Genomic DNA, 23,785 nt, shown 5'->3' on the forward strand with positions numbered 1-23,785 from the left:
CGAATAATCATACTTATGTAAATTATCCGACCTGCACCCGCTGGTCCGCGCCGAACCCTTCGCTCAGGAAATCGCAGACACGTTGGGCGTTTACCGGTTTCGCCAGCAATTTGATGTGCAGGCGTTTGCAGTGGGATCGCAACTCCATCGTGCGATCGGCAGAGATAATGGCCGCCGGAACGCGCCCGTAGCGGTGCAGGATACTTTCGTACAGTTCGACGCCGTTCATCCCGTCGCCCAGTTGGAAATCCAGCAGGAACACATCCGGCACCAGATCAATCTCGGAAATGGTGGCCAGCGCCTCTTCGGCGGATTCGGCGACGATTACCTCGCCGCCGCAGCTTTCGATCAGGTGGCTGATGGCTTGCGCAACGCTGCGGTTGTTTTCCACCAGCATGACCAGCAGCCCATTCAGATCGCGCAGCGCGTGTGACGGCGCAGGCGCGCGCGTGTTGAGCAGCCGGGCGGCCGGGGCCGACACGGGCACCATCACGGAAAAGCAGCTGCCCGTGCCCGGTTTCGACCACAGTTCAAGCGGGTGGCGCAGCCCTTTGCAGGCGCGTTCGACAATCGCCAGCCCAAGGCCGAGCCCGGTGTTGGCGGCCCCCGGCCCAAGCTGTTTGAATTCCTGAAAAATCGTGTCCTGATCCTGTTCGGCGATGCCGCAGCCGGTGTCCCAGACCTCGATCCGGGCAAAGTCACCCACCTGCCGCACCCCGGCCAGCACGCGGCCCGTTTCGGTATAGCGAATGGCGTTCGACAGCAGGTTCTGCACGATCCGCCGCAGGTAACCGGGGTCGCTGACAACGGTCAGCCCGCTGTGAACGAGGGTGAATTTCAGCCCTTTGGCGCGGGCGCTTGGGGCCAGTTCATCACGCAGAGGGTTGAACACTTCGCTCAGCGAAATGGGTTGCACGTCGAACACCGCATGGCCCGCATCCAGTTTCGAAATGGCCGACAGCGCCTCGATGATTTGTTCGACGCCTTGCAGGGCGGTTTCGGTCTTGTCCACCACGCGCTGGATATCGGGGTTGTCGGTCTGGTCGGCGATGGAGGACACAAAGAGTTTCGCCGCCGACAGCGGCTGCAACAGATCGTGGCTCGCGGCGGCGACAAAGCGGGATTTGGACGCGTTGGCGCGCTCGGCTTCGGCCAGCGCCTCTTCCAGTTCGGCGGTGCGTTCTTCGACCCAGCCTTCGAGCTTTTCGTTCACCTCGGCCAGCGCCCGTGTGGCGGCGCGTTCGGATGTCACGTCCGTCAGGCTGATTACGAACCCACGATCCGGCATTTCCTGCGCAAAGATGCTGTAGATTTGGTCACCCTTGCGCGTCACTTCGAAAGCGATGGGTTCGCGCGGGCGCGCGCGTTTGGTCCAGTCTATCAGGCGCTGCGCGCTGAACGTGGCGTTAAAGGTCAGTTCCTCGCGGAACTGATCCATCAGATCGTCAAAGGTCAGCTTGCGGCGCGTTTTGATCGGGGCCACGTCCAGCAGCCGGTCCATGCGTTTGTTCCAGCCCACCAGCGTTTTGTCGTGGTCAAAGATGCAGACGCCCTGATTGAGGTGGTCCAGCGTGGCTTGCAGCTTGCGCGCCTCCTGATGTCGCATCTTGTCGCGTTCCTGCCGCTCCATCCGGATGATGTCGGTCACGTCCGTTTGCAGGATCACGGTCCCGTTGCGCGAAGTGCGGTGTTCTGAGGCCTGTAGCCAGCGGTCCCAGATCAGGCTGACATTAAACACCACATGTTCTTCGCGGTGCCGTTCAAGGCGCAGTTGCGCCCAGTCATCCGCCGTCTGGCCGTCCGGCAGCGCGAGAAAGCGGCTGTTGGACAGGGAGGTGACGTAGTCGTGAAAGGTCAGCCCTTCTTGCAGGTGCGGTTCGACGTCTTGCAGGTCGCGGCAGAACCGGCTGTTGAACAGCACCAGCCGGTCGTCCTGATCAAAGAGCGCAAAGCCTTCGTTGATGGTCTCGATCGCCTCGGTCAGGTTGGCCTGCGCCGTTTCGGTTTCGAGATTGGCCTGTTCGAGCCGCGCGTTGGAGTCCTGCAACAGGTCCAACGTGCGTTCCAGATCGCGGGTGCGTTGGCGCACCTCTGATTCCAGCAGTGCGGCGCGTTCAAACTGCTGATAGGCAAAGCCGGATTGTTCGGTCTTTTGTTCGACCCGGCGCATGAGCGCCTGCGAGATTTGCAGCAGTTTTTGGTTCTGCCGCTCAAGCGAATCCTGTGGGTTGATCAGCGACATGGCGTGCCCGCCTTGTCATGGGGCGCGGGATGGTAGAAGGCCACGCCGCTCATCGTGTGGTTTACGTGCAGGGGGCCAATCTGTTCGCCATAGGTGGAAAACCCGGTGACGTGATTGGCGCTGAGCACGTCGGAGATCTGGCGGGTTTGCTGGGTCTGCTCCGCCTCGATCCGGCGCAGAATGCAATCGCAGCCGATGATATTGGCCGGTTTCTGCGCGTGGCCCAGGTCAGACAGCTTGTCTTGCAGGTGGGTCGACAGGTTTTCCTGTGACGCGACAGTCAGCACCATTCCTTCGTCGATGGCGGAAAAGAACACCAGTTCGCCATGTTCATTCACCTGCTGGATGGCGCGCACGTGGTGGGTGTCGCCGATGCGCACAACAACCGGGTGCGAGGCAAAGGTAAAGCGGTCCAGCTGATCCGGGTCCTTGCCCACGAGGCGTGCATATTCCCGCGCGGCGGGTTCGGCGTTGATCTCCTTGACGATGCGGCGGGCCGGATCGGCCCCGGTCACGACCATCTGGGTGTCGCCGGGCACAAGGTGGTTGAGGCTGAACACCCGTGTCTGGAAGCGGCTGCGCGCAAGGGTCAGGATCGCCGCGTTGCTGGCGACCTTGCCGTTCAGTGCGACAAAGGTCTGGGCAAAGCTGGTCCCGTCCCCCGCAGAGCCGCCAAAGATCGGAAAGTCGCGCAGGGCGGGCGCAATGGTGGCGGCCAGCGTATCCTCGCTGAGCGACAGACCGTCCACGACCAGAAAGGCAAAGCTGTCGTCAAGGTCGGGCGTCCGGTCCCGCAGGGCGATCCGTTCCAGCGTCACACGGTCGATGGTCGCCTGCATGTCGAGCGCGCTGATATCCTCGATCATCAGCGATTTGGTGACAAACCCGTCCGAGGGGAAGCCAATGGCCACCACCAGCCCTTCCTCGTATCCGGTTGTGCCGATCTCGCCCGCTGTGGTGCAGGCCAATACGTCGGTGTCTGGAAACAGCGCGGCCGCCTCTGCGACGACGGTATGAAAGTCGATCGTGGGCGTGACAAACAGTGCGACCAGCGCGAACGGGCCTTCGCCCAGTTCACGTTTCAGATGTTTGACGGGTGACGTCGTTGAAGCGCGCACTTCACCGGTGCAAAGAATGTCACACTGGTCTGCCACGGCACGTCCTTCAAGCCTGTCGGCCTTGGACTGCAATGTCATTTGATTTCTCCCTGACCCTCACGATACGGGGGTCAGTCCGAGCTTGGCAAGACCTTAGAGTACTTGGCTTCCTGTGCGACAAGAACCGCTTGTGTCCGGCTTTGCACACTGAGCTTGCGCATGATCGCCGTCACGTGCGCCTTGACCGTGGTTTCCGCGATGGACAGGTCAAAGGCGATCTGTTTGTTCAGCTTGCCCTCACAGATGAGGTCTAGGATGCGCGCCTGCTGATTGGTCAGCGAACACAAGCGGGTCAGGTGGTCTTCCTTGCCTTCGGCGCCGTTGCCTTCGACGTACCCTGCGGGTTTGTAGATGTCGCCCGCCGCGATGGTCTGGATCGCTTCGCGGAACACCGACCGGTGCGAATGTTTCGGGACAAAGCCCTGCGCGCCCGCGGTGATGGAATTGGCGATGATGGAATTATCGGTCATCGACGACACGATGATCACCGGCGTGTTTTCCGCCGTACGCTTGAGACGCATCAGCCCGTCCAGCCCGTCCACATCCGGCAGGTTCAGGTCCAGCAGGATCAGCGAGGGCGGCACGTCTTGGTTCAGCCGGTCAAGGGCGCGTTCGAGGCTGTCGGCTGTCACCACGTTGGCAAAATTGGCCACCGACCTCAGGGTCAGTTCAAGCGCGTCGCAGAACAGCGGGTGATCGTCGATCACCAGCGCCCAGCCTTGCGGCATTTTGGTTTCGGAAGGATCGGATACGGGCACAGGATGAAGCGACATGACATCAGCTTAGCCCACGGTGCGGCGTGCGGTCACTTGCCAAAAGGTACTAGACCCTAACGTAAAGCGCCCCCGCAGATGCAGGGGCGCCAGAGCGTGCTTTGTGTTGGATCAGTTGGCGGAGGCCAGCTGTTTGGGCAGGCGGAAGGTCCAGAGCGTACCACCTTGGTTCAGGTAGTTGACCTTCTTGGCCACCTCACCACCCCAGAGCGGAACCGCGCCACCCCAGCCGGAGATCACGGTGACGTATTGTTCGCCGTCCTGTTCCCATGTCACGGGCTGACCCACGATGCCGGACCCGGTCTGGAACGACCACAGCACGTCGCCGGTGTCGTCGTCAAAGGCGATAAAGCGACCGTCCGGCGTGCCGGTGAACACAAGGCCACCCGCCGTTGTCATCACGCCACCCCAAAGCGGTGCGTCGTTCTTGAATTCCCACTTCACGTCGCCGGTGTCGGGGTCGATCGCCTTGAGGCTGCCGATGTGGTCTTCGTAGTTGGGCTTGATGGTAAAGCCCGAGCCCAGATAGGCGGCACCTTTCTTGTAGGTGATCGGCTCGTTCCAGATGTCCATGCCCCATTCGTTCGAGGGCACGTAGAAGTTGCCGGTGCGCTGGCTGAACGCCATCGGCATCCAGTTCTTGCCCCCGAGGAAGGACGGCGAGGCAAAGACGACTTCGCCCTTTTTGCCATCGGCAGCCGCAGCCGGATCACCGGGGCGGTTTTCCTCGTTGTAGATCGGGCGGCCATTCTCATCGAGACCTGCGGCCCACGAGATGTCCTTGACGAAGGGCACGCCACGGACGAATGCGCCGTCGTCGCGGTTCAGCACGTAGAAAAAGCCGTTGCGGTCCGCCGTGGCAAAGCGTTTTTCGCCTGCCCGGTTTTCATAGGCCACAACTTCGTTGACGCCGTCATAGTCCCAGCCCTCGCGCGGTGTGGTCTGGAAGTGCCACTTGATTTCACCGGTTGCAGGGTCGATGCCGATCCGCGAGGCGGCATAAAGGTTGTCGCCCGAGCCGTCATTGTTCTGGCCCGCATCCCGCAGCCAAGAATTCCAAGGCGCAGGGTTGCCGGTGCCAAAGACCAGCGTGTCGGTGTCCGCGTCATAGGACCCGCCCAGCCACGTGGCGCCGCCGCCGGTTTTCCACATGTCGCCCGGCCATGTCGCGTTCAGCGTGCCGGTCATGGTGCTTTCTTCGCCGTTGAGCATCCCCATGTGACCTTCGATCACGGGGCGGTCCCAGACGAGTTCGCCGGTTTCGGCGTCACGCGCCTGCACGGCACCGACGATGCCAAACTCACCACCCGAATTGCCGGTGATGATCAGGCCGTTCACGATCAGCGGTGCAGCAGTATAGCTGTAGCCCGCCTTGTAGTCGGCGATTTTCTTGTTCCAGACGGTGTCGCCCGTCTTGGCATTCAGCGCCACGATGCGCGCGTCCAGCGTGCCGAAATAGATATTGTCGCCATAGATGGCCGCGCCGCGGTTGACCACGTCACAGCAGGGCAGGATGCCTTCGGGCAGGCGGGCGTCATATTGCCAAATCTCCTGACCGGTTTTCACGTCGATGGCGTACATCCGGCTGTAGGAGCCGGTGATATACATGACACCGTCATGCACGATGGGCTGTGTTTCCTGCCCGCGCTGTTTCTCACCGCCCAGCGAAAAGGCCCACGCCGGAACCAGATTGTCCACGTTGTCCTTGTTCAGTATGTCGAGCGGCGAATACCGTTGCAGGTGGCGGCCCATGCCGTTGGTCAGAACGTCCCCGGTGCTTGCCGTGTCGTTTGCCAGCATCTCTTCGGTGACGCCTTCTGCGAATGCAGACGTCGCCGCAAGGATGCCCGCGACGGTAAGCGCAATAAATCTGTTCATATCTTTTCCTCCCAAGACCCGTTGGTGGGCAGTTCTCGCAAAGGCGTGCCGTGCGCACTGCGCAGCCTTCGCCCTGCTGATGATTATTCGTGCAAAAGGGGTGCACAGGTATTGCACAATGGTCGTAAGACCCCAAAGACCTTGACAGGAACCCCGCGACTTTGGTCGCAGAGCGACTCGATCCGGCACGTCATATCCTGCGCATGGGAGGACGGTGCCATGAAATTCGCAGCACCTATCGTGCTGGCATTTGTGGCCGCTGCCGCCGCAGCGGAGCCACAGGGCGTCTATCTTGAGTCGCAGGATGGGACGCGGGTAAAGATTGCCACAGTAGAGGTGTCGGGCAGTGGCGACTACACGGTCGAGATGGCTGAGGCCCCCTTTGCCGATCACTTCCTGTCGATGCGCCCGTTTCGCTGTCTCGAAGGGCCGGCCAAGCATTGGTGCCACGTCCCCTACCCTTACGAGATCGCGCGCAATATCGGCGCGGACCTGACCGATCTGGAATATGACTTTCTCTTTCTGTGGAAGGGCGCCACGGAATACGGGATCAACATGTGGAACGGGGTCTACTACAAACTCGACCGCGCGGACGGGCGTCTGATCGGCACCCTGCACGAAATGGACATGGACCTGCTGTCCGCCCCGCCGGGGGCGGGGGACCTGCGCCCCTTGCGGGCCAGTGACCTGCACGAAAGTGACCCGGACAGCCATTGGCTGCCACGCATGATCATCGAATGAACCTGCGGCTTTGGTCGCATTCCGGCGCGGGGCGAACCTGCTAGGCTGGACCGATACGGGGAGGATCGCATGACGTTTTTCAAAGCAGTGACCGGGGCGGTGATCGCCGCTGTTGTGGCCACGGTTGGCTGGGCCGACACACCGACGCTGCGCGCGTCTGTGCTCAAGTTCGGGACCGTCAATTGGGAACTGAACACGATCCGGCACCACGGCTTCGACGCCGCGCATGGGTTCAACTTGCAGGTACAGGGTGTCGCCGGTGGATCAGCGGCCAAGGTCGCGTTTCAAGGCGGCGAGGCGGATGTGATCGTGTCGGACTGGCTGTGGGTCGCACGTCGGCGCGCGGCGGGCAAGGACTACGTGTTCATCCCGTATTCCAAGGCGGTGGGCGGTGTGATGGTGCCCGCTGACAGCCCCGCACAGTCGCTGGCCGACCTTGCCGGGGCCAAGATCGGCATCGCCGGTGGACCATTGGACAAAAGCTGGCTGATTTTGCAGGCCTATGCGGAACAGGCCCACGGCCTCGATCTCAAGGCAGACACCGAACAGGTGTTTGCCGCGCCGCCGCTGATCTTCAAATCCGCCCTGTCGGGCGAGGTGGGGGCGGCCATCAACTTTTGGCACTTCCTCGCTAAGATGGAGGCGTCGGGGATGCGCAAGCTGGTCGATGTGGCCGATGCCGCCACGGCGCTGGGGTTGGACCCGGATACGCCACTGCTGGGCTACGTGATCAAGGGCGAGATGCTGCGCGACAATCCCGACCTTGTACACGGCCTTGCAGCCGCCTCGCGCGATGCCAAGGATCTGTTGGCCGCGAATGATGCCGAATGGGACCGCTTGCGCGACAAGATGAACGCCAAGACGGATGCGCAGTTTGCCGCCCTCAAGGCCGGGTTCCGTGCAGGCATTCCCGCGCCGGGCCCGGTGGACGAGGATGCCGCCGCCCGGATGCTGGCGCTGATGGTCGCGCTTGGCGGTGACGATCTTGTGGGCGAGGCGCGCACGTTGCCCGCAGGTACATTCCTCCAACCGGGCAGCTAGGTGGCGGCACCGCTTCTTGATCTGCGACTGCGCGCGCTGGACCATCAGGGCACGCCCGTGCTGCGGGACGTGGCGCTGCAAATGGCGCGGGGCGAGACTTTGGCGCTGGTGGGGCCGTCAGGTATTGGCAAGTCGTCCTTGCTGCGTGTGATCGCGGGGATCGACGCAGGACAGGATGCAATCTGCACGCTGCGCGGCACCTGTGCGATGGTGTTTCAGGAGCCCACCCTGCTGCCGTGGCGGTCCGTGGCCGACAACATCCGCGTGACGACTGGCGTGTCGGACAAAGTGGTCGACGCCGCGCTGCGTGACGTCGGGCTGGATGGGCGTGGCGCGGATTATCCGAGCCAATTGTCCCTCGGCCAGCAGCGCCGGTTGTCGCTGGCCCGCGCCTTTGCGGTGACGCCCGACCTGCTGTTGTTGGATGAGCCGTTTGTGTCGCTGGACCCCGAACTGGCGCAGGAGATGATGGCGCTGTTTGCGCAGCTGCGGGCGCAGCACGACGTGGCCACGATCCTTGTGACCCACGTGGCGGACGAGGCGCAAAAGCTGGCGAGCCGCATCGTGACACTGGGCGGCAGCCCCGCGACGATCACCGACGACGTTCAGAACGACGGGGCGTATTTCCAGTTGTCGGCATCCGGCGTGACCTCGTCGAGGTCGTAGCCCGCGCGTTGCAGCCGTTGCGCGATCACCAGCCCTTCGCCCGCCGCTTCGTCGACCAACGCACGCCCGCGGGCCTCGTCCCGTGCCACACCGTGGCCACGCATCAGGGCAATGCCATAATTGAACTTGCCCACTGGGTCGCCAGCGTCAGCTGCGCGGCGGTCCCATGTGGCGGCGGCATCCGGGTCGTAGTCGCCGCCCAAACCATTGTTGTCCAACTGACCCATCCACGTCATGGCACCGGTGTACCCGGCCTCTGCGCAGTTCTCGAACAGGGTGCGGGCGGCGGCGTGATCGCCCGATTTGGTCAGCATGTAGCCGCTGGCACACAGGGCAAGGCCGGTCTCGCCCCGCTCCGCCTCGTTTAGGAAATGCTGCCACGACATCTCGTCGGGATTGAGGGTGCCGAACTCTTCGGCGAGCGCTGGCGTGGCGCAGAGGGCAAGGGCAATCAGATAACGCATGGCCCACATATAGCACAAAGGACAGGCCCCGTCGAAGCCTCAGCCACGCCGCCCGATCCGCGTGCGCGCCGGGTCATAGCCGATGAGCGCGGCAGCAGCGAAGAGGCCCGCCGCCAGCACCGTCCAAAGCAGCGCCATTCCGCTCCATTCGACATAAAGCGCAAAGCGGATCAGCTCGACCGCGTGGGTAAACGGGTTGAGCGCGCAAATGTCGTGCAGCAGTTCCGAGCTTTCGGCCATTTTCCACAGCGGGTAGAGTGCGGAAGACAGAAAGAACATCGGAAAGATGACAAAGTTCATCACCCCCGCAAAATTCTCCAACTGCTTGATAAAACTCGACAGGACCAGCCCCAGAGCCCCAAGCATCAGCCCCGCCACGACCAGCGCGGGTAGCACAGTGACGTATCCCCAGCCCGGCATTGTGATGCCAAAAAGTGCGGCAATTGCCAGAAACGCATAGACTTGCAGGATCGAGATCGCGGTGGACCCCAACAGCTTGCAAAACAGCAACCATCCACGCGGCAAGGGTGAGGTCAGCAACAGCTTCATCGACCCCATTTCGCGGTCGTAAACAAGGCTCAGAGACGACTGCATCCCGTTGAACAGCAGGATCATGCCGCAGAGGCCGGGCACGATATAGGTCTCGTAGGTGATATAGGTCTGGTAGGGCGGAATGATGCTGAGGCCGAGGGCCGCGCGGAACCCGGCGGCAAACACCAACAGCCAGACCAAGGGCCGCACAAGGGCCGCCACAAACCGCTCGCGCTGGTGGATGAACCGCAGGGCCTCGCGCGTCACAATCGCGTGCAGGGAGGTGAGATAGGCGGTCATGCCGCCGCTCCGGTCAGCGTCAGGAACCGATCCTGCAAAGTCGTATCGCCCGCAATGTCACGCGCCGTGCCAGTGGCCAGTATCCGCGCGCGGTGCAGGATGATCAGGGCATCGTCGGGCTGTACCTCGTCCGTCAGATGCGTCGCCCAGAGGATCGTCTTGCCCTGCCCCGCCAGCCCATGGGCATAGTCTGTGATCGACGCGCGCGCCGCAGCATCCAGACCCACGGTTGGCTCATCCAGCAGCAGGACGCTCGGGTCATGCAGCAATGCGCGGGCAATCTCGGTCCGGCGACGGTGGCCGCCATTGAGGCTGCGCGCTTTCTCCCCTGCCCGCTCGCGCATGTCGAGTTGTTCAAGGGCCGCATCAATGCGGCTGCGCGCGGTGCGACCCGACAGCCCGTGCAGCGCCGCAAAGTAGCTGAGGTTCTGCAGCACCGTCAGATCCAGGTCCAGCGTGGTCTGCTGAAACACGATCCCCAGTTCGGCCAAGGCTGCACGCGGTGCAGCGCGCAGGTCGTGACCGGCGATGCGGATCGTGCCCGAGGGCGCCACAAACAGCCGGGTCAGCAAATTGAACAGGGTCGATTTGCCCGCGCCGTTTGGACCCAGCAGCGCACAGAACGTGCCTGCGGCAACGCTGAACGACACATCGTCCAGCGCCTGCTTTGGTCCGTAAGCATAGCTGAGGCCCTGCGCCTCAAGTCCGGTCATTTGATGGTGATGTCCAACCGTTGCGTTTCGCCGGTCGTGCCGGGGATCTTGATGTAATATGCACCGGGTTTGATCGCGACGAAACCAATCTCCATCTCGCCCGCCTCGTCGAACTCGATACTGTCAAGACCAAGGGGGCGGATCTCAAGCCCTTCCACCACGATCTCGTCGATCCAGATCGCACGAAAAAACTCAGGTCCCACCAGCGCCAGTTCCTGACTGCCATCGCCCTGAATTTCGAACTCGTAATAGGTGCCCGATTGCAGCACCCACGGGCCGTCGGGCGCGATGGGTTCACCTGCGGACAGGATGATGGGGGGCAGGACTTTCTTGTTCTTGCCGCCCAACAGGCCTGCGGCGCCGTAGCTGGGGCCGTCATCATCGTTGTCGGCAAATGCGGTGCTGGGCATGGTAAGCGCCAGCGCGGCGATCAGGGCGAGGGTCTTCATCTGTGTCCTCCTGAAAATCTGGATTAGGATCCGGTGGGCCGGAACGCGGCCCCCCAGGGAAAGCGGCCCACCTTGATCGACTTGATCGCCGTGCGTTTGGCCACGTCGATCACCGTGACGTCGCCGGAAACACCATTGGTGGTGAACAGCAGCGACCGGTCCGCGTTAAAATCCATGTGCCAGACGCGACGCCCGACAAGGATGTAATCCTCCACCTCATAGGTGTCGGCATTGACAACAGCCACGTGGTTCGAGGGGCCAAGCGCCACATAGGCGTGCGTGTCCCCAGCCGTAAATTCGAACCCAACGGGCTGCACCCGGTCGGGGTGTACGCCCTGCACTTCAAACTCGATCTTGGCCTTTTCGCCTTGGGTGGCCACGTCAAAAACGGTGAGCGTGCCGCCAATCTCTGAACTCACCCACATCTCGGTCCCGTCTTTGACGAATTCGGCGTGGCGCGGGCGGCTGTCGACAAGCGTGTTGGCAAACAGTTCCTGCGTTTCGGTGTCAATCCAGTGGGCCATGTTGGTGGTCTCGGACGTGGTAATCGCGATTCTGCCATCGGGGCTGACGGCCATCCCTTCGGGTTCCACGCCCACGTCGATCTGGGCGATAACCTTGCGGGTTTCGGTGTCCACCACGGTGGTGATCGCGTCGTCCTCATTCGCGATGTAAAGGTGGCGGTCATTGGGGTGCAGCACGAACTGTTCCGGGTCATCGCCCGAGGGCAATTCATGCAGGATCTCGCCCGAATTGGGGTCCATCACCTGCACCGCGTTGCTGTCGGAGGCGCAGATATAGACCCGGCTGTAATCCTTGGAAAAGATGATGCCGCGCGGGCGTTCGCCCGTTTCATAGGTGCGCACCACCTCCAGTGTCTCGGTGGAGATGACCGAAATGGTATCGTCCTTTTCATTCGTCACCCAAATCTCACCCGCCATCGCGGTGGTGGACAGGAGCGTCAGCAGTGCAGTCAGTCGGATCATTGGAACGCCTCGCATTTGCTTTCGGGACGGTCGAGCCCCAGGCTGTCTAGTTCATTGATCTGGTGCAGGAACCCATCCAGCGGGGCCTGCGCCACCAGCGCACGGGGGTGCGCCACGGCAATGGGCTGGCGCAACTGCCCGTTCCAGTCGCGATAGGTCAGCGGACGCCCCTTGAAACCGGCCAGTTCAAACGCGTCGGACAGGATATAGGCGCGCAGCGTCTCGGGGTCGGTGGCATTTGTCCGCGTCAGCGCCTCGCCCAATGTGCGCAGGGCGGCCCACGCGGCATAGTCCTGCGCCGTCATTTCGCGCTGGTGCTGTTCCTCGAACCGGGATTGTAACTGCGCTGCCCCCCATTGTTCGATCACCGGGGACCAGCCCACGGCGGTTAACCCTTCGGACCCCACCACGGGTCGTGCTTCCCACGTGTTATATAGCACATAACGCCCGAAATCATGCACCTCATCGGCAATGATCAGTGCGTCGTAGTCGCCAAAGTCTTGGGTGAACAGCGGCACCTCCTGACTGGCGGTGCGGCGCATATCGGCGTCAAACGCCCATTCCTTTTCCGCCTCAAGCGACAGGCCGAACTTGGTCAGGGATCGGCGCATCGCCTGCGCATAGCTGATATCGGCGGGATGTGTGCCGGTGATCATCACCAGATCGTCCCAGCGCCGCTTGACCAGCACCTGCGCCAGCGCATCCGTGCGCATCGCGTCTGACGCGAGCGTGTGAAACAGGTTGGCCCGGCAGGCCGTATCACGCAGGTCCAGATCACCCGCGGATGTGTTGAACAGCATCGCACCCGCTGCCTCGGGCAAATCCGCAATGGCCAGCAGATCGGATGCGGCGGCATCAAGCACGAGGTAGGGTGAGGCCGCCAGAAGGTCGCGCGCCGCAGCCAGCGGGTCGTCCCCTTCGGCCACGTCGACGCGCGTCATCTCATAGGTCTGTCCCAGAAACTTGCCCGTGGTCAGGTTGTCCGCCAGCCCCGTTTCCGCACCTGCGAGACCGTTTTTGTCCGGGATGGGATCGAGGTTCGACAGCGTGGGCGGCAGGGGCTGGGCCACCCGCAGATATCCAATGCGCAACACCGTCTCCGCCATGGCGGGTGCGGCCAGCGCAAGACTGGCGCACGCCGCCAAAACGAGATGTCTGAAGCTGGAATTTCCCATGTCTGCAACGCTAACGTGCCGGTCTGATCGCCCGTAATAGGACCTTGGTACTACTCCCCCTGAATCGCAACCAAAGTCCAATACCACCACCCTTTCCCGTGGCGTAGGACAGGACCAACACGAACGCTCATGTCAGGGAGGCATGTGATGCCCAGCACTACGAACAAGAGACTTCTGATCGCCGGCGCGCTGACCGTGGCCGCCACATTCGCTGTTGCCCACGGGGATGTCGCCCCGCAGGCGGTGGACACCACCGGCCTGCCCGCCATCGAAGGCGACTGGTTGACCGAAAACCCCTATCGCGCCGACAAGGTGGGCGAAGAGACGTGGATGCGCGCCATCGAAATTGGCGCCTCTGGCTATAACCAGAACTGCGCACGGTGCCACGGGCTTGAGGTCGTGTCGGGCGGTCTCGCCCCCGACCTGCGGTTCCTTGAGGCCGAGGAATACGGCGACGAATGGTATGTGGAGCGGTTCCGCACCGGTTACACTCAGAACGGCACCACCAAGATGCCCGCCTTTGGCGAATTGCTGGGCCAAGAGGCCGCATGGGCCATCCGCACCTACATCGAGGCGCGCCCGGATGACGTCGCGATGGAAGAGATCGCCGAAGAGCTCAAGACACTCCGCGACGAACTTGCGGGCTATGCCACGGATGCCAGCGGCGCAGACGCTGATGCGCTCAAGGGGCGGTTGAACGAGATTGCGGGTGAAATCCCGACCCTGTCAGGCGCACCTGTTGCCGACAGTGTCGCCTTTCGCGCGGCAAACCTGATCGACGGAACACCGGATGCCTACAAGTCCGCTTCCGAAGCCTTGACCATCGGACTGTCTGCCGCAAACTGACGGCATGACATTCCGTACCACGTTCTTCTCCCTGGTGGTGGCGGGTCTGTCCCTGAGCGGACAGGCCCACGCTGCTGATCCCTGTGCCGACCACGTCCCGCAGGCCAAACCCCAGAATGTGGGGCGTGACATTGTCGGGCAGGAACTGGACCAGATCCAGGACCAGGGCCACATGCTCTTTGCCGTCTACGAGGATTATCCGCCCTATTCGTGGGAAGAGAACGGAGAGGCCCGCGGCGTCGACATCGAGATTGCGCGCATCATTGCCGAAGACATCGGCGTCGAGGCGCGGTTTAACTTTGTCGCAGCGGGTGAAAACCTTGATGCGGACTTGCGCAACAACATCTGGCGCGGCGCGCTGATTGGCGGACGCATTGCCAACGTGATGATGCGCATCCCCTATGACAGCGCGTTCAAATGCCGGGTGGAACAGGTCGTGTTCACGGGCCAATACGCGGGCGAAAGTATCGCGATTGCCTATGACAAGGCGTCCTATCCGGACGAAAAACCTGTGCCCGCCTATTTCCGGTTCGACACGGTGGGGGTCGAGAATGACTCGATCTCTGACTTTTACCTGTCGGGCTTTGTCGGTGGGCAATTACAGAAGAACATCCGCCGTTTTCCCACCACCGTAGACGCCATGGCGGCGCTGAACGCGGGCGAGGTGATGGCGGTGATGGGTCCTTTGGGCGCGCTGGAACACGGGCTGACCGACCGGACAGCTGTCCATCAACCGCCGCTCGCCGGATTTGCGGTGAGCGAATGGACCCTCGGTGTGGCGGTGAATTTCCGCTATCGGCCCCTGTCCTATTTCGTCGATGACGCGATCAATTACGCGCTTCAGGACGGGCGGATTCCGGCGATCTACGAGAAATACAGACTGACCCACCAAACGCCGGAAAGATAAGGCCGACTTTGGTCGTACACACTTGGTCGAATGGTGCCCTGCCCCATGGCCCCATAGGCTTTCGGCCAAGCAAAGGGGGCATTCCATGAATCTCAGCGACTCACGTGTCATCAACGCCGACCGCGCAACCGTCTGGGCCGCGATCCTTGACCCTGATGTGCTCAAGGCGTGCGTGCCCGGTTGTCAGGAGATGGACGGCACGCCCGAAGACGGCTTTACCGCCACGGTTGTGCAAAAGGTCGGCCCGGTAAAGGCGACCTTCAAAGGGGCGGTCAGCCTGTCCGACATGCAGCCGCCGCAAAGCGTCACAATCTCGGGCGAGGGCAAGGGCGGCGCGGCTGGTTTCGCGAAAGGCGGCGCGCAGGTGCGCCTTGAGGAACAAGGCGCGCAGACCGTGCTGCACTATGACGTGGAGGCCAAGGTGGGCGGCAAGCTGGCACAGCTGGGCAGCCGCATCATCGACGGGTTCGCCAAGAAAATGGCGGACCAGTTCTTTAACAACTTTCAGGACCATGTGGGCGCGCCTGCGCCTGACGCGGAGCAAGAGCCGGAGACGTCCAACGAGACCCCCAAAAAGGGCTGGCTCAAGCGCCTCGTGACCTGAGCGCGCAGAACAGAAAACGACATTCCAAGGGAGGAACGCATGACAAAGGTAACCATGACGGTGAACGGCAAGGCCGTCTCCGGGGACGTGGAAGGGCGCACATTGTTGTCGTCCTTTCTGCGTGAGGATCAAGGCCTGACAGGCACTCATGTGGGCTGCGACACATCGCAATGCGGCGCTTGCGTGGTGCATGTAGACGGTGCCGCGGTCAAAGCCTGCACCATGCTCGCCGCCGAAGCCGACGGCGCAGAGGTCAATACGATCGAAGGGCAGGCCAATGCTGACGGTTCGCTCAACGTGATCCAGCAGGCGTTTCAGGACCATCACGGCCTGCAATGCGGGTTCTGCACCCCCGGCATGGTGATGTCGGCTGCGGCGCTGCTCAAGGACAACCCGAAACCCAGCGAGCAGGAGGTGCGTGACTACCTCGAAGGCAACATCTGCCGCTGCACCGGGTATCACAACATCGTCAAGGCCATCATGGCTGCGTCCGGGCAGGACGTGCCTGCCATGGCCGCCGAATAAGAAGAGGAGCATCAGACAATGCCCAAAGACACAGGGATAGGCGCCTCGACCGTGCGCCGCGAAGACGTTCGCTTCCTCACCGGAACCGGCGAATATACCGATGACATCGTGTTGGCGAAACAGACCTACGCGGTCTTTGCCCGCTCGACCGTGGCGCATGGCACGATCAAATCCATCGACACGTCCGCCGCCGAGGCGATGCCCGGCGTGCTGGCGGTGTTCACCGGCGAGGACTTCGTCGAGGTCGGCGGCAACCCCGCTGGCTGGCTGATCAACTCGCGCGATGGCGAACCGATGAAGGAACCCAAACGTCCCGTGCTGGCGCACGGCAAGGTGCGCCATGTGGGCGACGCCTATGCCGCCGTCATCGCGGAAACGATTGAACAGGCCCGCGACGCGGTCGAAGCCATTGAGGCGGATATCGACGAACTGCCCGCTGTTGTGGACATGAATGATGCCCTGTCGGGGTCCAATTTCGTCCATGACGAGATCGAGACGAACCAGTGCTTTGACTGGGGCTGGATCGAGGACAACCGCGAGGCGACAGACAACGCGATCAAGAACGCGCATCACGTCACCACGCTGGAACTGGTGAACAACCGTCTGGTGCCCAACGCGATGGAACCGCGCGCCTCGATCGGCAGCTACAAGGCCAGCACCGGTGAATACACCCTGCACACCACGTCGCAGAACCCGCACCTGACGCGGCTGCTGATCTCGGCCTTTGTGCTGGGCATCCCGGAAAACATGCTGACCGTGATTGCACCGGATGTGGGCGGCGGCTTTGGCTCCAAGATCTACCACTACGGCGAAGAGGCGCTGGTGCTGGCGGCGGCCAAGAAACTGGGCCGCCCGGTGAAATGGACGGCGGACCGGACGGAATCCTTCCTGACCGACGCCCATGGCCGCGACCACGTGACCAAAATTGAACTGGCGCTGGATGCCGAGGGGAATTTCCTCGCCTTCCGTACCGACACCAAGGCGAATGTGGGCGCCTATCTGTCGAACTTCTCGACCGCGACGCCGACATTCCTGCATGGGACGCTGATGGCCGGGAACTATACCGTTCCGCTGGTCTACGTGAACGTAAAGGCGGTGTTCACCAACACCGCCCCCGTGGACGCCTATCGCGGCGCGGGTCGGCCCGAGGCGACCTATTCGCTGGAACGTGTGATCGACAAGGCCGCACGCGAACTGGGCATGGACCCGATTGAACTGCGCCGCAAGAACTTCATCAAGCCGGATCAGTACCCCTACGCCTCGGCGGCGGGTCTGGAATATGACGCGGGCAATTACGACGCGCTCATGGACAAGATGGAAGAGGTCGCGGACGTGGCCGGTTTCGAGGCCCGGCGCCAAGCGTCGGAGGCCAAGGGCCTGCTGCGCGGCTTTGGCGTAAACGCCTATATCGAGGCGTGTGGTATTGCGCCGTCAAACCTTGTCGGTGTGCTGGGGTCCCGCGTGGGTCTCTATGATGCGGCGACGGTGCGTGTGAATGCCACTGGCAACCTCAGCGTTATGGTCGGTGCGCACAGTCACGGTCAGGGTCACGAGACGGCCTTTCCCCAAGTGGTGGCCGAAATGCTGGGCATTGATCCCGCCGTCATCGACATCGTGCACGGTGATACCTCCAAGATCCCATTTGGCATGGGCACCTATGGCTCGCGCAGCCTCGCGGTCTGCGGATCAGCAGTGGTGCGCGCGACCGAAAAGATTATCAACAAGGCCAAGAAGATCGCAGGCCACATGCTGGAAGCGTCCGAACATGACATCACCCTGTCGGACGGTGTGTTCTCGGTCGATGGGACGGACAAATCCGTGACCTTCGGCGAGGTTGCGCTCAAGGCCTACATCCCGCACGAATACCCGCTCGAAGATATCGAACCGGGGCTGGAGGAAACGGCGTTCTACGATCCGGCGAACTTTACCTACCCTTCGGGCGCCTATGCCTGCGAGGTCGAGGTGGACCCGGACACCGGCAAGGTGCGGGTGGACCGGATGACGGCGGTGGACGATTTTGGCAACGTGATCAACCCGATGATCGTGACCGGTCAGGTCCATGGTGGTCTGGCCCAAGGTATCGGGCAGGCACTGGTCGAAAACACGTCCTATGACGAAAACGGCCAACTGCTCAGCGCGTCCTACATGGATTATACCATGCCCCGCGCTGACGACATGCCGATGTTTGCGGTGGACCACAGCCAAGGCACGCTCTGCACCCACAACCCGCTTGGGGTCAAAGGCTGCGGCGAGGCGGGGGCAATTGGCTCACCTCCGACAGTTGTGAACGCGGTGATCGACGCGCTGCAATCGGGGGGCCGGAATGTCACCCATATCGACATGCCTGTCACGCCCGCGCGGGTGTGGGACGCCATGCAGAACGCCAAGTAAGGGAGGCTTCAGATGTATAATTTCGACGTTGAAAAACCGGGCACAATTGCCGAAGCCGCCGCTGCCATGGGCGCCGACGAGGCGCAGGCTTTGGGTGGGGGTCAGACGCTGATCCCCACGCTGAAACAGCGCCTTGCCAGCCCGTCCACTCTGGTCTCGCTCAGGGGCGTGGCCGAGATGCAGGGCATCACCCGCGATGGTGACAGCCTGCGCATCGGTGGGGCCACAACCCACGCGGCGGTCGCCGCTGACGGCAGCTATCCGGCGCTGTCGGCGCTGGCCGCACATATCGGGGACCCGGCAGTGCGCAACCGCGGCACCATCGGCGGGTCGCTGGCCAATAACGACCCCGCAGCCTGCTATCCGGCGGCGGCACTGGCGTCAGGCGCAACCATCGTGACGAACACGCGCGAGATCGCGGCGGACGACTATTTTCAGGGCATGTTCGAAACGGCTCTGGACGAAGGTGAGATCATCACCGCCGTCCGCTTTCCGATCCCGCAGGCCGCGCATTACGAGAAGTTCGTGCAGCCCGCGTCGCGCTTTGCGCTCGTTGGGGTGTTTGTGGCCAAGTTTGCGGACGGCGTGCGTGTCGCAGTGACAGGCGCGTCGAACGAGGGGGTCCACCGCTGGGCCGAGGCCGAAGCGGCGCTGAGCGCGGATTTCTCCGCCGGTGCCATCGACGGGCTGAGCGTATCCGCCGACAACCTGATCGCGGACCTGCACGGCTCTGCCGCGTATCGCGCGCATTTGGTCAAGGTGATGACGGGCCGCGCGGTGTCCGCCGCCAGCTGACACAAGCGCCACAGCCAATGACAAAGGGCGGGGAATTCCCCGCCCTTTTGCCGTTTACACTGTGGTCAGGTCCCCGCCCGGATCAACCAAGGTGATCCGGTGGACCCCTTTGGCCCTGCGTACCCGCGCCACCAGATCGAGGTCTGCAAGAACCAGCCCGGTCGACAGCGCATCGGCCATCGCCGCCGTCTCTGCCTCGACCGACACGGTGGACCAGCGCGGGTGTTCGGCGGCGTGTACGATATGGCCCTGCGCCCCGATCGGCGTTGCCATGGGACTGGATGTGGCAATGGCCATGTCACCAATTGTCCGCGTCCCCAGCAGGCCATGCACCGGATCCTCCAGACCCAGTCGCCATGGCCCGCCTGCCCCGCGATGCTCTCCGATATTGACCAATGTGCGTTCGAACCCGTGGGCGCGCAGCATGTCCGCGACCAAATCCGTGGCAAAACCCTGCGCAATCCCGTTGAAGGTCAGCGCCTGACCGGCCCCCAGACGCACGCGGTTGCCACGCATTTCCACCCGGTCCCATCCGACACGCTTGCGCGCTGCATCCACATCCGCGCCCTCGGCCACAGCACGCCAAAGCGGCTGGACCGTTGGATCGAACAGCCCCTCCGTCAGGTCGTGTGCGCGCGCCGCGATCCGCATCAGCGCCTCGAACCGCACCGGGACCGTGTGTGTGCCTTGCGCGTTCAACCGCGACAGATCGGACGCCGGGTCGTACAGGGAAAACATCGCCTCGACCTCTGCAATCAACGTCTGCGCCGCAGCCAGTGCCGGGCGTGCCGCATCGGCAGGCCCGTCGAGGTCAATCGACACCTCCGCCCCAAAGGCGCGCCCGGTCCAGGCGTGGCGCTGCGCGACCGCCGGGGTTGCGGCAAAACTTGCCGCAATGGCAAGAAAACGTCGGCGCGTCACTGTCATTCCGCAGCCACCTGTAATTTGCGCCCCTTCGCGGCAAGGATCAGCGGCACGCACTGCGCCTTGTCATCGTGGATTGTCACGCAGTCGAGGCACTGGAAACATTCGGAATACTGAATCTCACCCGTTTTCTTGATCGCGCCATAGCTGCATTTGACCTTGCACAGTTGGCAGGGCGACCCGCATTCGGCCCGTCGCGCAATCCAGTCGCGGCCCCGCACCAGCCCGCCAATCGCCATGACGGCGCCCAGCGGGCACAGGTAGCGGCAGAATCCCTTGAACAGCACCATCGACACCAGCAGCAGACCCACCGCATAGGCCACATAATACCACTCGCGGACAAAGAACGTGGTGATCGCCGTCTTGAACGGCTCCACTTCGATCGCCTTGTCCAACGCGGCAGGCACCGTGAACAACAACGCCACAAGCCCGGCCAACACGACATATTTCAGCCCCTTCAACCGCGCATCCCAGAACGCATTGGGCTCGATCTGCGGCAGGTGTAAAAGGCGGCCCAGATGGTGCGCGAACTCCTGCAAGGCCCCAAACGGACACAGCCAGCCGCAAAACAGCCCCCGCCCCCACAGCACAAACCCGAGGATCGACACACCCCAGACCACCAGCGAAAACGGATCATAGAGCAGGAAGGCATAGCTGCCGCCCTCAAGCGCTGCGCGCGCCACCGCCAGCGGCGTGGCAATCGACAATTGCCCCTGCCCCCACCAGCCGATGAACACCGTGACAAAGGCCAGAATGCCCAGCCGCAGCGGCGTGAACAACGGATGCCCCGCCAGCCGGTTCATCCCGAACAACAGCAGCACAACCAAGCCCGCCAGAAACCCCCCAAGCACGATCAGATCCGTCGCCCGGTTGCGCAGCGCATCGACCCAAGGCGGCGCGGGCTTGATGATCTCGGGCCGGGAATAGAACCGCTCTGGCGTGACATGGGGCACGTCCAGCGTCACCGATCCGATTTCGGGCTGGAAGGATCCGTGTTCGCGCAGCGCCTTGACCTTGAGCGTCCATTCCGCCGTTGGATCAAAGCCAAGCCGCCGGTCCGTCCGCAAGATCAGAGCGGCACCATCGTAAACCGCGTTGTGCAGATCATTGGGCAGCGCATCGTTCAGTTCCACGTAGATATCACTGTCGCGGAACGCGATGGGAAAGCCGCCCTGTTCCGCGCTGATCAGATCGGGTGCGGTGTTGCGCACAAATTCTTCGGTCACCAGCCCGTGCCGCGCCGTCTCGATCAGCAGCACGGGTTCGTCCGTGTCCGCAATCTCCATAAAGTCCCGTAACTCTTCGAACCCGCTCTTGCTGAGCACCGCGCGGGCCACGGACGGCGCGCCGATATCCACCACCCACAGGTCAAGGAAGGTGCCATCGGGATCGTCCTTGGCCTCCGGGTCGTCATCCTCCCACAAGGTGCCGTCAAAATGCGCGTCCATCTCGGCGTTGGTCACGATCTTGCGGGTCACGATACCCTGCGCGACCAGATCGTCCCATGTCAGGTCCTCGTCATAGCCCGTGTTGGGATAGGCGGGCGGGCCGGACGATATGCCGCCCATCTTTTCGCGCGCGACCTGCAAGGCGGCGGCCAGAATGCTTTCATGGGCGATGCGCACCGACGCGGTGCCCTTGGTCACCCCGTCGAGGTAAACCAGCGCCGAGCCTTCGCTGCCCGCGCCATAGGGCGAGCCAACCACCAGCGAATCCGAAATGGAATGGCCCCGGTATTGCTTGAAAAAGTCGTAAAACAGCTTCTCCGGCAGGCCCGAGACAAAGATCGGCTCGTTATGCGAGATCAACTGCACATCCAGAAACCGACCCTCCAGATCGAGCACCACCAGCATGTTGATCGACGCACCGGAAAAGCCGGGCAGCGGCGCCATCGGCTCGGTCTCGAACACGTATCCCGCCTCGGCCCCGCCGGAGTTCAGCAGTTGCCAGACTCCCTTGTCATTGATCGGCTCGCCCAGCGACATGGGCGGCACGATATAGGGTGCCAGCACCTCGCGCTGGAGCGGTTCGGCCACTGCCGAAACGACACCCATACACCACAGTATGGATGCCAGCAGCACAGCCCTTATGGAATTGATCAACCACATCTGGCCCAGCCTATTCCGCTGCGCCCCGCGCCCCTATGCGACTAAGGTATGACCGGCGGCCAACAACGCTTTGGACGCGATCACAAATGTGACAGGTTCGGGACATGACCGACACGCGTTTCGACTTTACGGCGGTGGCTCTGTCGCTGCTTGGCCTGCTGGCCCTGTGGTGGGCGGCGGCGTGGTTGGGCGATGACCCCAGCGTCCTGCCCACCCCGGCAGAGGTCTGGGTGATTTTTCGGGCTGAAATGGCCAGTGGCGAAATGCAGCTGCATTTTTTCGCGACATTGCTGCGCGTGGCGGCGGCCTTTGCGCTGGCGATGGGCATCGGCTGTGTCATCGGGTTGATCATGGGGCTGAACGCCACGATCAACCGGTGGTTTTCAACGTGGCTTGTGGTGCTGCTGAACGTGCCAGCGCTGGTGGTCATCGTGCTGTGTTACCTGTGGATCGGCCTGAACGAGGTGGCCGCCATTACCGCGGTGGCGCTGAACAAGACCGCGATGGTCGCCGTGGCCATCCGCGAAGGGGTCCACGCGCTCGACCCCCGATTGCGCGACATGGCGCAGGTGTTCGGGATGCGCCCCTCAGCGCGGCTGCGCCACGTGATCCTGCCGCAACTCTGGCCCTATATCGCGACCTCCACCCGCAACGGGCTCGCCATCATCTGGAAGATCGTGCTGGTGGTCGAATTTCTGGGCCGATCCAATGGGATCGGCTTCCAGATCCACCTCTACTTTCAACTTTTTGAAACAGGCTACGTGCTGGCCTATGCGCTCAGCTTTGTGGCGTTCATGCTGCTGATCGAATTCACCCTGCTGCGCGCTCTGGAAACCCGCGCAACACAGTGGCGGCAGGTCAGCGCCTAGAACAGCAGCTTGCACCCCAACGTCCGGTTCATCGCCGCCACCAGTTGATCCACCGTTTCGGTGTTCACATATTCCCCGCCCGTCAGATCAGCGAGGCATTTGGCCACGCTGACCGTCACGTTGTACCCCATGGCGTCGTCCGACTGCCAACCAAAGTGTTCGCCGCGCACCTTGAACCCGATCACATGCACGGTCAGCCCCGTGCCGGACAGGTCCGCCGCCAGCGCGCAGGTCTGGCCGCCGCAGGTCTCCTTGCCATCGGTGACCAGCACGACGGTGCCGGGCCGGTCGGGGTATCCCAGCGTGTCGGCGGCCAGCGATACGGCTTCGGTCAGCGCGGTGCGGCCTTCGGGCTCCAGCCCATCGACGGCAGCAATCACGTCCAACGCCGCATCCGCCCGCGGGGCAAAGCGCAGTTCGATCCCCGAACACTCGCCCACGCCCCCTGCCCCGCCGGGACCATAGACAACCAGCCCGATGCGCCGGAACGGGGCAACCTGCGGCATGGCGGTGCGCACGGCGCGGCGCGCTTCGAAAATGCGCGGCTCGTCAATCTGGTTGAACCCCATTTCCGCCATGGACCCCGATCCGTCAAAGACGATCATCGCGTCCTCGGTACAACTGGCGCGCACAGGCGTGGACAGGAGGATCGCCGCGATGCTCGCGGCCGCTGCTGCCTTGTGTCCCCTGCGTCCCATGA

At 62.7% G+C, this 23,785-nt stretch carries 23 protein-coding genes; 10 read left to right on the forward strand and 13 right to left on the reverse strand.

The window, feature by feature from the left end; genetic code table 11:
• Window positions 1–22: 22 nt before the first annotated feature.
• From Q1A85_RS19595 to Q1A85_RS19610, 4 genes are all read right to left on the reverse strand, one after another.
• On the reverse strand, window positions 23–2,242 hold the full coding sequence (locus Q1A85_RS19595; protein ID WP_299693618.1) for a PAS-domain containing protein: 2,220 nt from the start codon (window positions 2,240–2,242) through the stop codon (window positions 23–25).
• On the reverse strand, window positions 2,233–3,438 hold the full coding sequence (locus Q1A85_RS19600) for an FIST N-terminal domain-containing protein (protein WP_299693621.1): 1,206 nt from the start codon (window positions 3,436–3,438) through the stop codon (window positions 2,233–2,235). The genes Q1A85_RS19595 and Q1A85_RS19600 overlap by 10 nt, the downstream gene beginning before the upstream one ends.
• Window positions 3,439–3,470: 32 nt before the next feature.
• Window positions 3,471–4,172: a response regulator transcription factor gene (locus Q1A85_RS19605; RefSeq protein WP_299693623.1), complete on the reverse strand. Its 702-nt coding sequence runs from the start codon at window positions 4,170–4,172 to the stop codon at window positions 3,471–3,473.
• Window positions 4,173–4,283: 111 nt separating this feature from the next.
• Window positions 4,284–6,050 carry a PQQ-dependent methanol/ethanol family dehydrogenase gene (locus Q1A85_RS19610; RefSeq protein ID WP_299693626.1) on the reverse strand — a complete coding sequence of 589 codons (1,767 nt, stop codon included), beginning with the start codon at window positions 6,048–6,050 and terminating at the stop codon, window positions 4,284–4,286.
• A 219-nt stretch (window positions 6,051–6,269) separates the two neighbouring features.
• Here Q1A85_RS19610 and Q1A85_RS19615 point away from each other — a divergent pair, with 219 nt between their 5' ends.
• From Q1A85_RS19615 to Q1A85_RS19625, 3 genes are all read left to right on the forward strand, one after another.
• Window positions 6,270–6,791, forward strand: a complete 522-nt coding sequence (locus Q1A85_RS19615; protein ID WP_299693628.1) for a hypothetical protein — start codon at window positions 6,270–6,272, stop codon at window positions 6,789–6,791.
• A 69-nt stretch (window positions 6,792–6,860) separates the two neighbouring features.
• Window positions 6,861–7,832 (forward strand): ABC transporter substrate-binding protein, encoded by a 972-nt coding sequence (locus tag Q1A85_RS19620; protein WP_299693631.1) that lies wholly within the window; start codon window positions 6,861–6,863, stop codon window positions 7,830–7,832.
• Window positions 7,833–8,498: an ATP-binding cassette domain-containing protein gene (locus Q1A85_RS19625; protein ID WP_299693634.1), complete on the forward strand. Its 666-nt coding sequence runs from the start codon at window positions 7,833–7,835 to the stop codon at window positions 8,496–8,498.
• On the opposite strand, the gene Q1A85_RS19630 is transcribed toward Q1A85_RS19625, so the two are convergent.
• The 6 genes from Q1A85_RS19630 to Q1A85_RS19655 are packed head-to-tail and all read right to left on the reverse strand — an operon-like array spanning window position 8,438 to window position 13,047.
• Window positions 8,438–8,962: a sel1 repeat family protein gene (locus Q1A85_RS19630; protein WP_299693637.1), complete on the reverse strand. Its 525-nt coding sequence runs from the start codon at window positions 8,960–8,962 to the stop codon at window positions 8,438–8,440. The two genes, Q1A85_RS19625 and Q1A85_RS19630, sit on opposite strands and share 61 nt — an antisense overlap.
• A 39-nt stretch (window positions 8,963–9,001) precedes the next feature.
• Window positions 9,002–9,793 carry an ABC transporter permease gene (locus tag Q1A85_RS19635; protein WP_299693640.1) on the reverse strand — a complete coding sequence of 264 codons (792 nt, stop codon included), beginning with the start codon at window positions 9,791–9,793 and terminating at the stop codon, window positions 9,002–9,004.
• Window positions 9,790–10,506: an ABC transporter ATP-binding protein gene (locus Q1A85_RS19640; RefSeq protein ID WP_299693642.1), complete on the reverse strand. Its 717-nt coding sequence runs from the start codon at window positions 10,504–10,506 to the stop codon at window positions 9,790–9,792. Before Q1A85_RS19640 ends, Q1A85_RS19635 begins: the two co-directional genes overlap by 4 nt.
• A complete protein-coding gene (locus Q1A85_RS19645; RefSeq protein ID WP_299693645.1) occupies window positions 10,503–10,955 on the reverse strand; it encodes a hypothetical protein in 453 nt (150 codons plus the stop codon). The genes Q1A85_RS19640 and Q1A85_RS19645 overlap by 4 nt, the downstream gene beginning before the upstream one ends.
• 23 nt (window positions 10,956–10,978) lie before the next feature.
• Window positions 10,979–11,941 (reverse strand): YVTN family beta-propeller repeat protein, encoded by a 963-nt coding sequence (locus Q1A85_RS19650; protein ID WP_299693647.1) that lies wholly within the window; start codon window positions 11,939–11,941, stop codon window positions 10,979–10,981.
• The gene (locus Q1A85_RS19655; protein WP_299693650.1) at window positions 11,938–13,047 is read right to left on the reverse strand and encodes an ABC transporter substrate-binding protein; all 1,110 of its coding nucleotides are present in this window, start codon (window positions 13,045–13,047) and stop codon (window positions 11,938–11,940) included. Before Q1A85_RS19655 ends, Q1A85_RS19650 begins: the two co-directional genes overlap by 4 nt.
• 216 nt (window positions 13,048–13,263) lie before the next feature.
• On the opposite strand from Q1A85_RS19655, the gene pedF reads away from it, so the two are divergent.
• The 6 genes from pedF (at window position 13,264) to Q1A85_RS19685 (ending at window position 19,184) form a co-directional block, all read left to right on the forward strand.
• On the forward strand, window positions 13,264–13,962 hold the full coding sequence (gene pedF, locus Q1A85_RS19660; RefSeq protein WP_299693652.1) for a cytochrome c-550 PedF: 699 nt from the start codon (window positions 13,264–13,266) through the stop codon (window positions 13,960–13,962).
• A 4-nt stretch (window positions 13,963–13,966) separates the two neighbouring features.
• Window positions 13,967–14,869: a transporter substrate-binding domain-containing protein gene (locus Q1A85_RS19665; RefSeq protein ID WP_299693654.1), complete on the forward strand. Its 903-nt coding sequence runs from the start codon at window positions 13,967–13,969 to the stop codon at window positions 14,867–14,869.
• Between the two features lie 85 nt (window positions 14,870–14,954).
• Window positions 14,955–15,473 (forward strand): carbon monoxide dehydrogenase subunit G, encoded by a 519-nt coding sequence (locus tag Q1A85_RS19670; RefSeq protein ID WP_299693657.1) that lies wholly within the window; start codon window positions 14,955–14,957, stop codon window positions 15,471–15,473.
• A gap of 39 nt (window positions 15,474–15,512) precedes the next feature.
• The gene (locus Q1A85_RS19675; RefSeq protein ID WP_299693660.1) at window positions 15,513–15,998 is read left to right on the forward strand and encodes a (2Fe-2S)-binding protein; all 486 of its coding nucleotides are present in this window, start codon (window positions 15,513–15,515) and stop codon (window positions 15,996–15,998) included.
• A gap of 18 nt (window positions 15,999–16,016) precedes the next feature.
• Window positions 16,017–18,389, forward strand: coding sequence for a xanthine dehydrogenase family protein molybdopterin-binding subunit (locus Q1A85_RS19680; protein WP_299693663.1), 2,373 nt, complete (start codon window positions 16,017–16,019; stop codon window positions 18,387–18,389).
• Between the two features lie 12 nt (window positions 18,390–18,401).
• Window positions 18,402–19,184, forward strand: a complete 783-nt coding sequence (locus tag Q1A85_RS19685) for an FAD binding domain-containing protein (protein ID WP_299693666.1) — start codon at window positions 18,402–18,404, stop codon at window positions 19,182–19,184.
• A 54-nt stretch (window positions 19,185–19,238) separates the two neighbouring features.
• On the opposite strand, the gene Q1A85_RS19690 is transcribed toward Q1A85_RS19685, so the two are convergent.
• Together Q1A85_RS19690 and Q1A85_RS19695 are read right to left on the reverse strand one after the other, a co-directional pair.
• Entirely contained in the window at window positions 19,239–20,111 is an 873-nt protein-coding gene (locus Q1A85_RS19690) for an FAD:protein FMN transferase (RefSeq protein WP_299693669.1), read from the reverse strand.
• Window positions 20,108–22,162, reverse strand: a complete 2,055-nt coding sequence (locus Q1A85_RS19695) for a 4Fe-4S binding protein (RefSeq protein ID WP_299693862.1) — start codon at window positions 22,160–22,162, stop codon at window positions 20,108–20,110. The genes Q1A85_RS19690 and Q1A85_RS19695 overlap by 4 nt, the downstream gene beginning before the upstream one ends.
• Window positions 22,163–22,320: 158 nt before the next feature.
• Between Q1A85_RS19695 and Q1A85_RS19700 the strand changes: the two genes are divergently transcribed.
• Window positions 22,321–23,085, forward strand: coding sequence for an ABC transporter permease (locus Q1A85_RS19700; protein ID WP_299693672.1), 765 nt, complete (start codon window positions 22,321–22,323; stop codon window positions 23,083–23,085).
• Here Q1A85_RS19700 and Q1A85_RS19705 read toward each other — a convergent pair.
• Window positions 23,082–23,783 (reverse strand): vWA domain-containing protein, encoded by a 702-nt coding sequence (locus Q1A85_RS19705; protein WP_299693675.1) that lies wholly within the window; start codon window positions 23,781–23,783, stop codon window positions 23,082–23,084. The two genes, Q1A85_RS19700 and Q1A85_RS19705, sit on opposite strands and share 4 nt — an antisense overlap.
• Window positions 23,784–23,785 lie beyond the last annotated feature (2 nt).

This window comes from uncultured Tateyamaria sp., from assembly GCF_947503385.1.
Taxonomy (GTDB): Bacteria; Pseudomonadota; Alphaproteobacteria; order Rhodobacterales; family Rhodobacteraceae; genus Tateyamaria.

Bases quoted from the DNA above. Each gene is read 5' to 3' on its own strand.
- Q1A85_RS19645 (WP_299693645.1), bottom strand. From the start codon at position 10,955: ATGAAGACCCTCGCCCTGATCGCCGCGCTGGCGCTTACCATGCCCAGC.
- Q1A85_RS19600 (WP_299693621.1), bottom strand. From the start codon at position 3,438: ATGACATTGCAGTCCAAGGCCGACAGGCTTGAAGGACGTGCCGTGGCA.
- Q1A85_RS19705 (WP_299693675.1), bottom strand. From the start codon at position 23,783: ATGGGACGCAGGGGACACAAGGCAGCAGCGGCCGCGAGCATCGCGGCG.
- Q1A85_RS19695 (WP_299693862.1), bottom strand. From the start codon at position 22,162: ATGGGTGTCGTTTCGGCAGTGGCCGAACCGCTCCAGCGCGAGGTGCTG.
- Q1A85_RS19605 (WP_299693623.1), bottom strand. From the start codon at position 4,172: ATGTCGCTTCATCCTGTGCCCGTATCCGATCCTTCCGAAACCAAAATG.
- Q1A85_RS19615 (WP_299693628.1), top strand. From the start codon at position 6,270: ATGAAATTCGCAGCACCTATCGTGCTGGCATTTGTGGCCGCTGCCGCC.
- Q1A85_RS19610 (WP_299693626.1), bottom strand. From the start codon at position 6,050: ATGAACAGATTTATTGCGCTTACCGTCGCGGGCATCCTTGCGGCGACG.
- Q1A85_RS19685 (WP_299693666.1), top strand. From the start codon at position 18,402: ATGTATAATTTCGACGTTGAAAAACCGGGCACAATTGCCGAAGCCGCC.
- Q1A85_RS19635 (WP_299693640.1), bottom strand. From the start codon at position 9,793: ATGACCGCCTATCTCACCTCCCTGCACGCGATTGTGACGCGCGAGGCC.
- Q1A85_RS19595 (WP_299693618.1), bottom strand. From the start codon at position 2,242: ATGTCGCTGATCAACCCACAGGATTCGCTTGAGCGGCAGAACCAAAAA.
- Q1A85_RS19630 (WP_299693637.1), bottom strand. From the start codon at position 8,962: ATGCGTTATCTGATTGCCCTTGCCCTCTGCGCCACGCCAGCGCTCGCC.
- Q1A85_RS19675 (WP_299693660.1), top strand. From the start codon at position 15,513: ATGACAAAGGTAACCATGACGGTGAACGGCAAGGCCGTCTCCGGGGAC.
- Q1A85_RS19640 (WP_299693642.1), bottom strand. From the start codon at position 10,506: ATGACCGGACTTGAGGCGCAGGGCCTCAGCTATGCTTACGGACCAAAG.
- Q1A85_RS19670 (WP_299693657.1), top strand. From the start codon at position 14,955: ATGAATCTCAGCGACTCACGTGTCATCAACGCCGACCGCGCAACCGTC.
- pedF (WP_299693652.1), top strand. From the start codon at position 13,264: ATGCCCAGCACTACGAACAAGAGACTTCTGATCGCCGGCGCGCTGACC.
- Q1A85_RS19665 (WP_299693654.1), top strand. From the start codon at position 13,967: ATGACATTCCGTACCACGTTCTTCTCCCTGGTGGTGGCGGGTCTGTCC.
- Q1A85_RS19650 (WP_299693647.1), bottom strand. From the start codon at position 11,941: ATGATCCGACTGACTGCACTGCTGACGCTCCTGTCCACCACCGCGATG.
- Q1A85_RS19620 (WP_299693631.1), top strand. From the start codon at position 6,861: ATGACGTTTTTCAAAGCAGTGACCGGGGCGGTGATCGCCGCTGTTGTG.
- Q1A85_RS19655 (WP_299693650.1), bottom strand. From the start codon at position 13,047: ATGGCGGAGACGGTGTTGCGCATTGGATATCTGCGGGTGGCCCAGCCC.
- Q1A85_RS19700 (WP_299693672.1), top strand. From the start codon at position 22,321: ATGACCGACACGCGTTTCGACTTTACGGCGGTGGCTCTGTCGCTGCTT.
- Q1A85_RS19680 (WP_299693663.1), top strand. From the start codon at position 16,017: ATGCCCAAAGACACAGGGATAGGCGCCTCGACCGTGCGCCGCGAAGAC.
- Q1A85_RS19690 (WP_299693669.1), bottom strand. From the start codon at position 20,111: ATGACAGTGACGCGCCGACGTTTTCTTGCCATTGCGGCAAGTTTTGCC.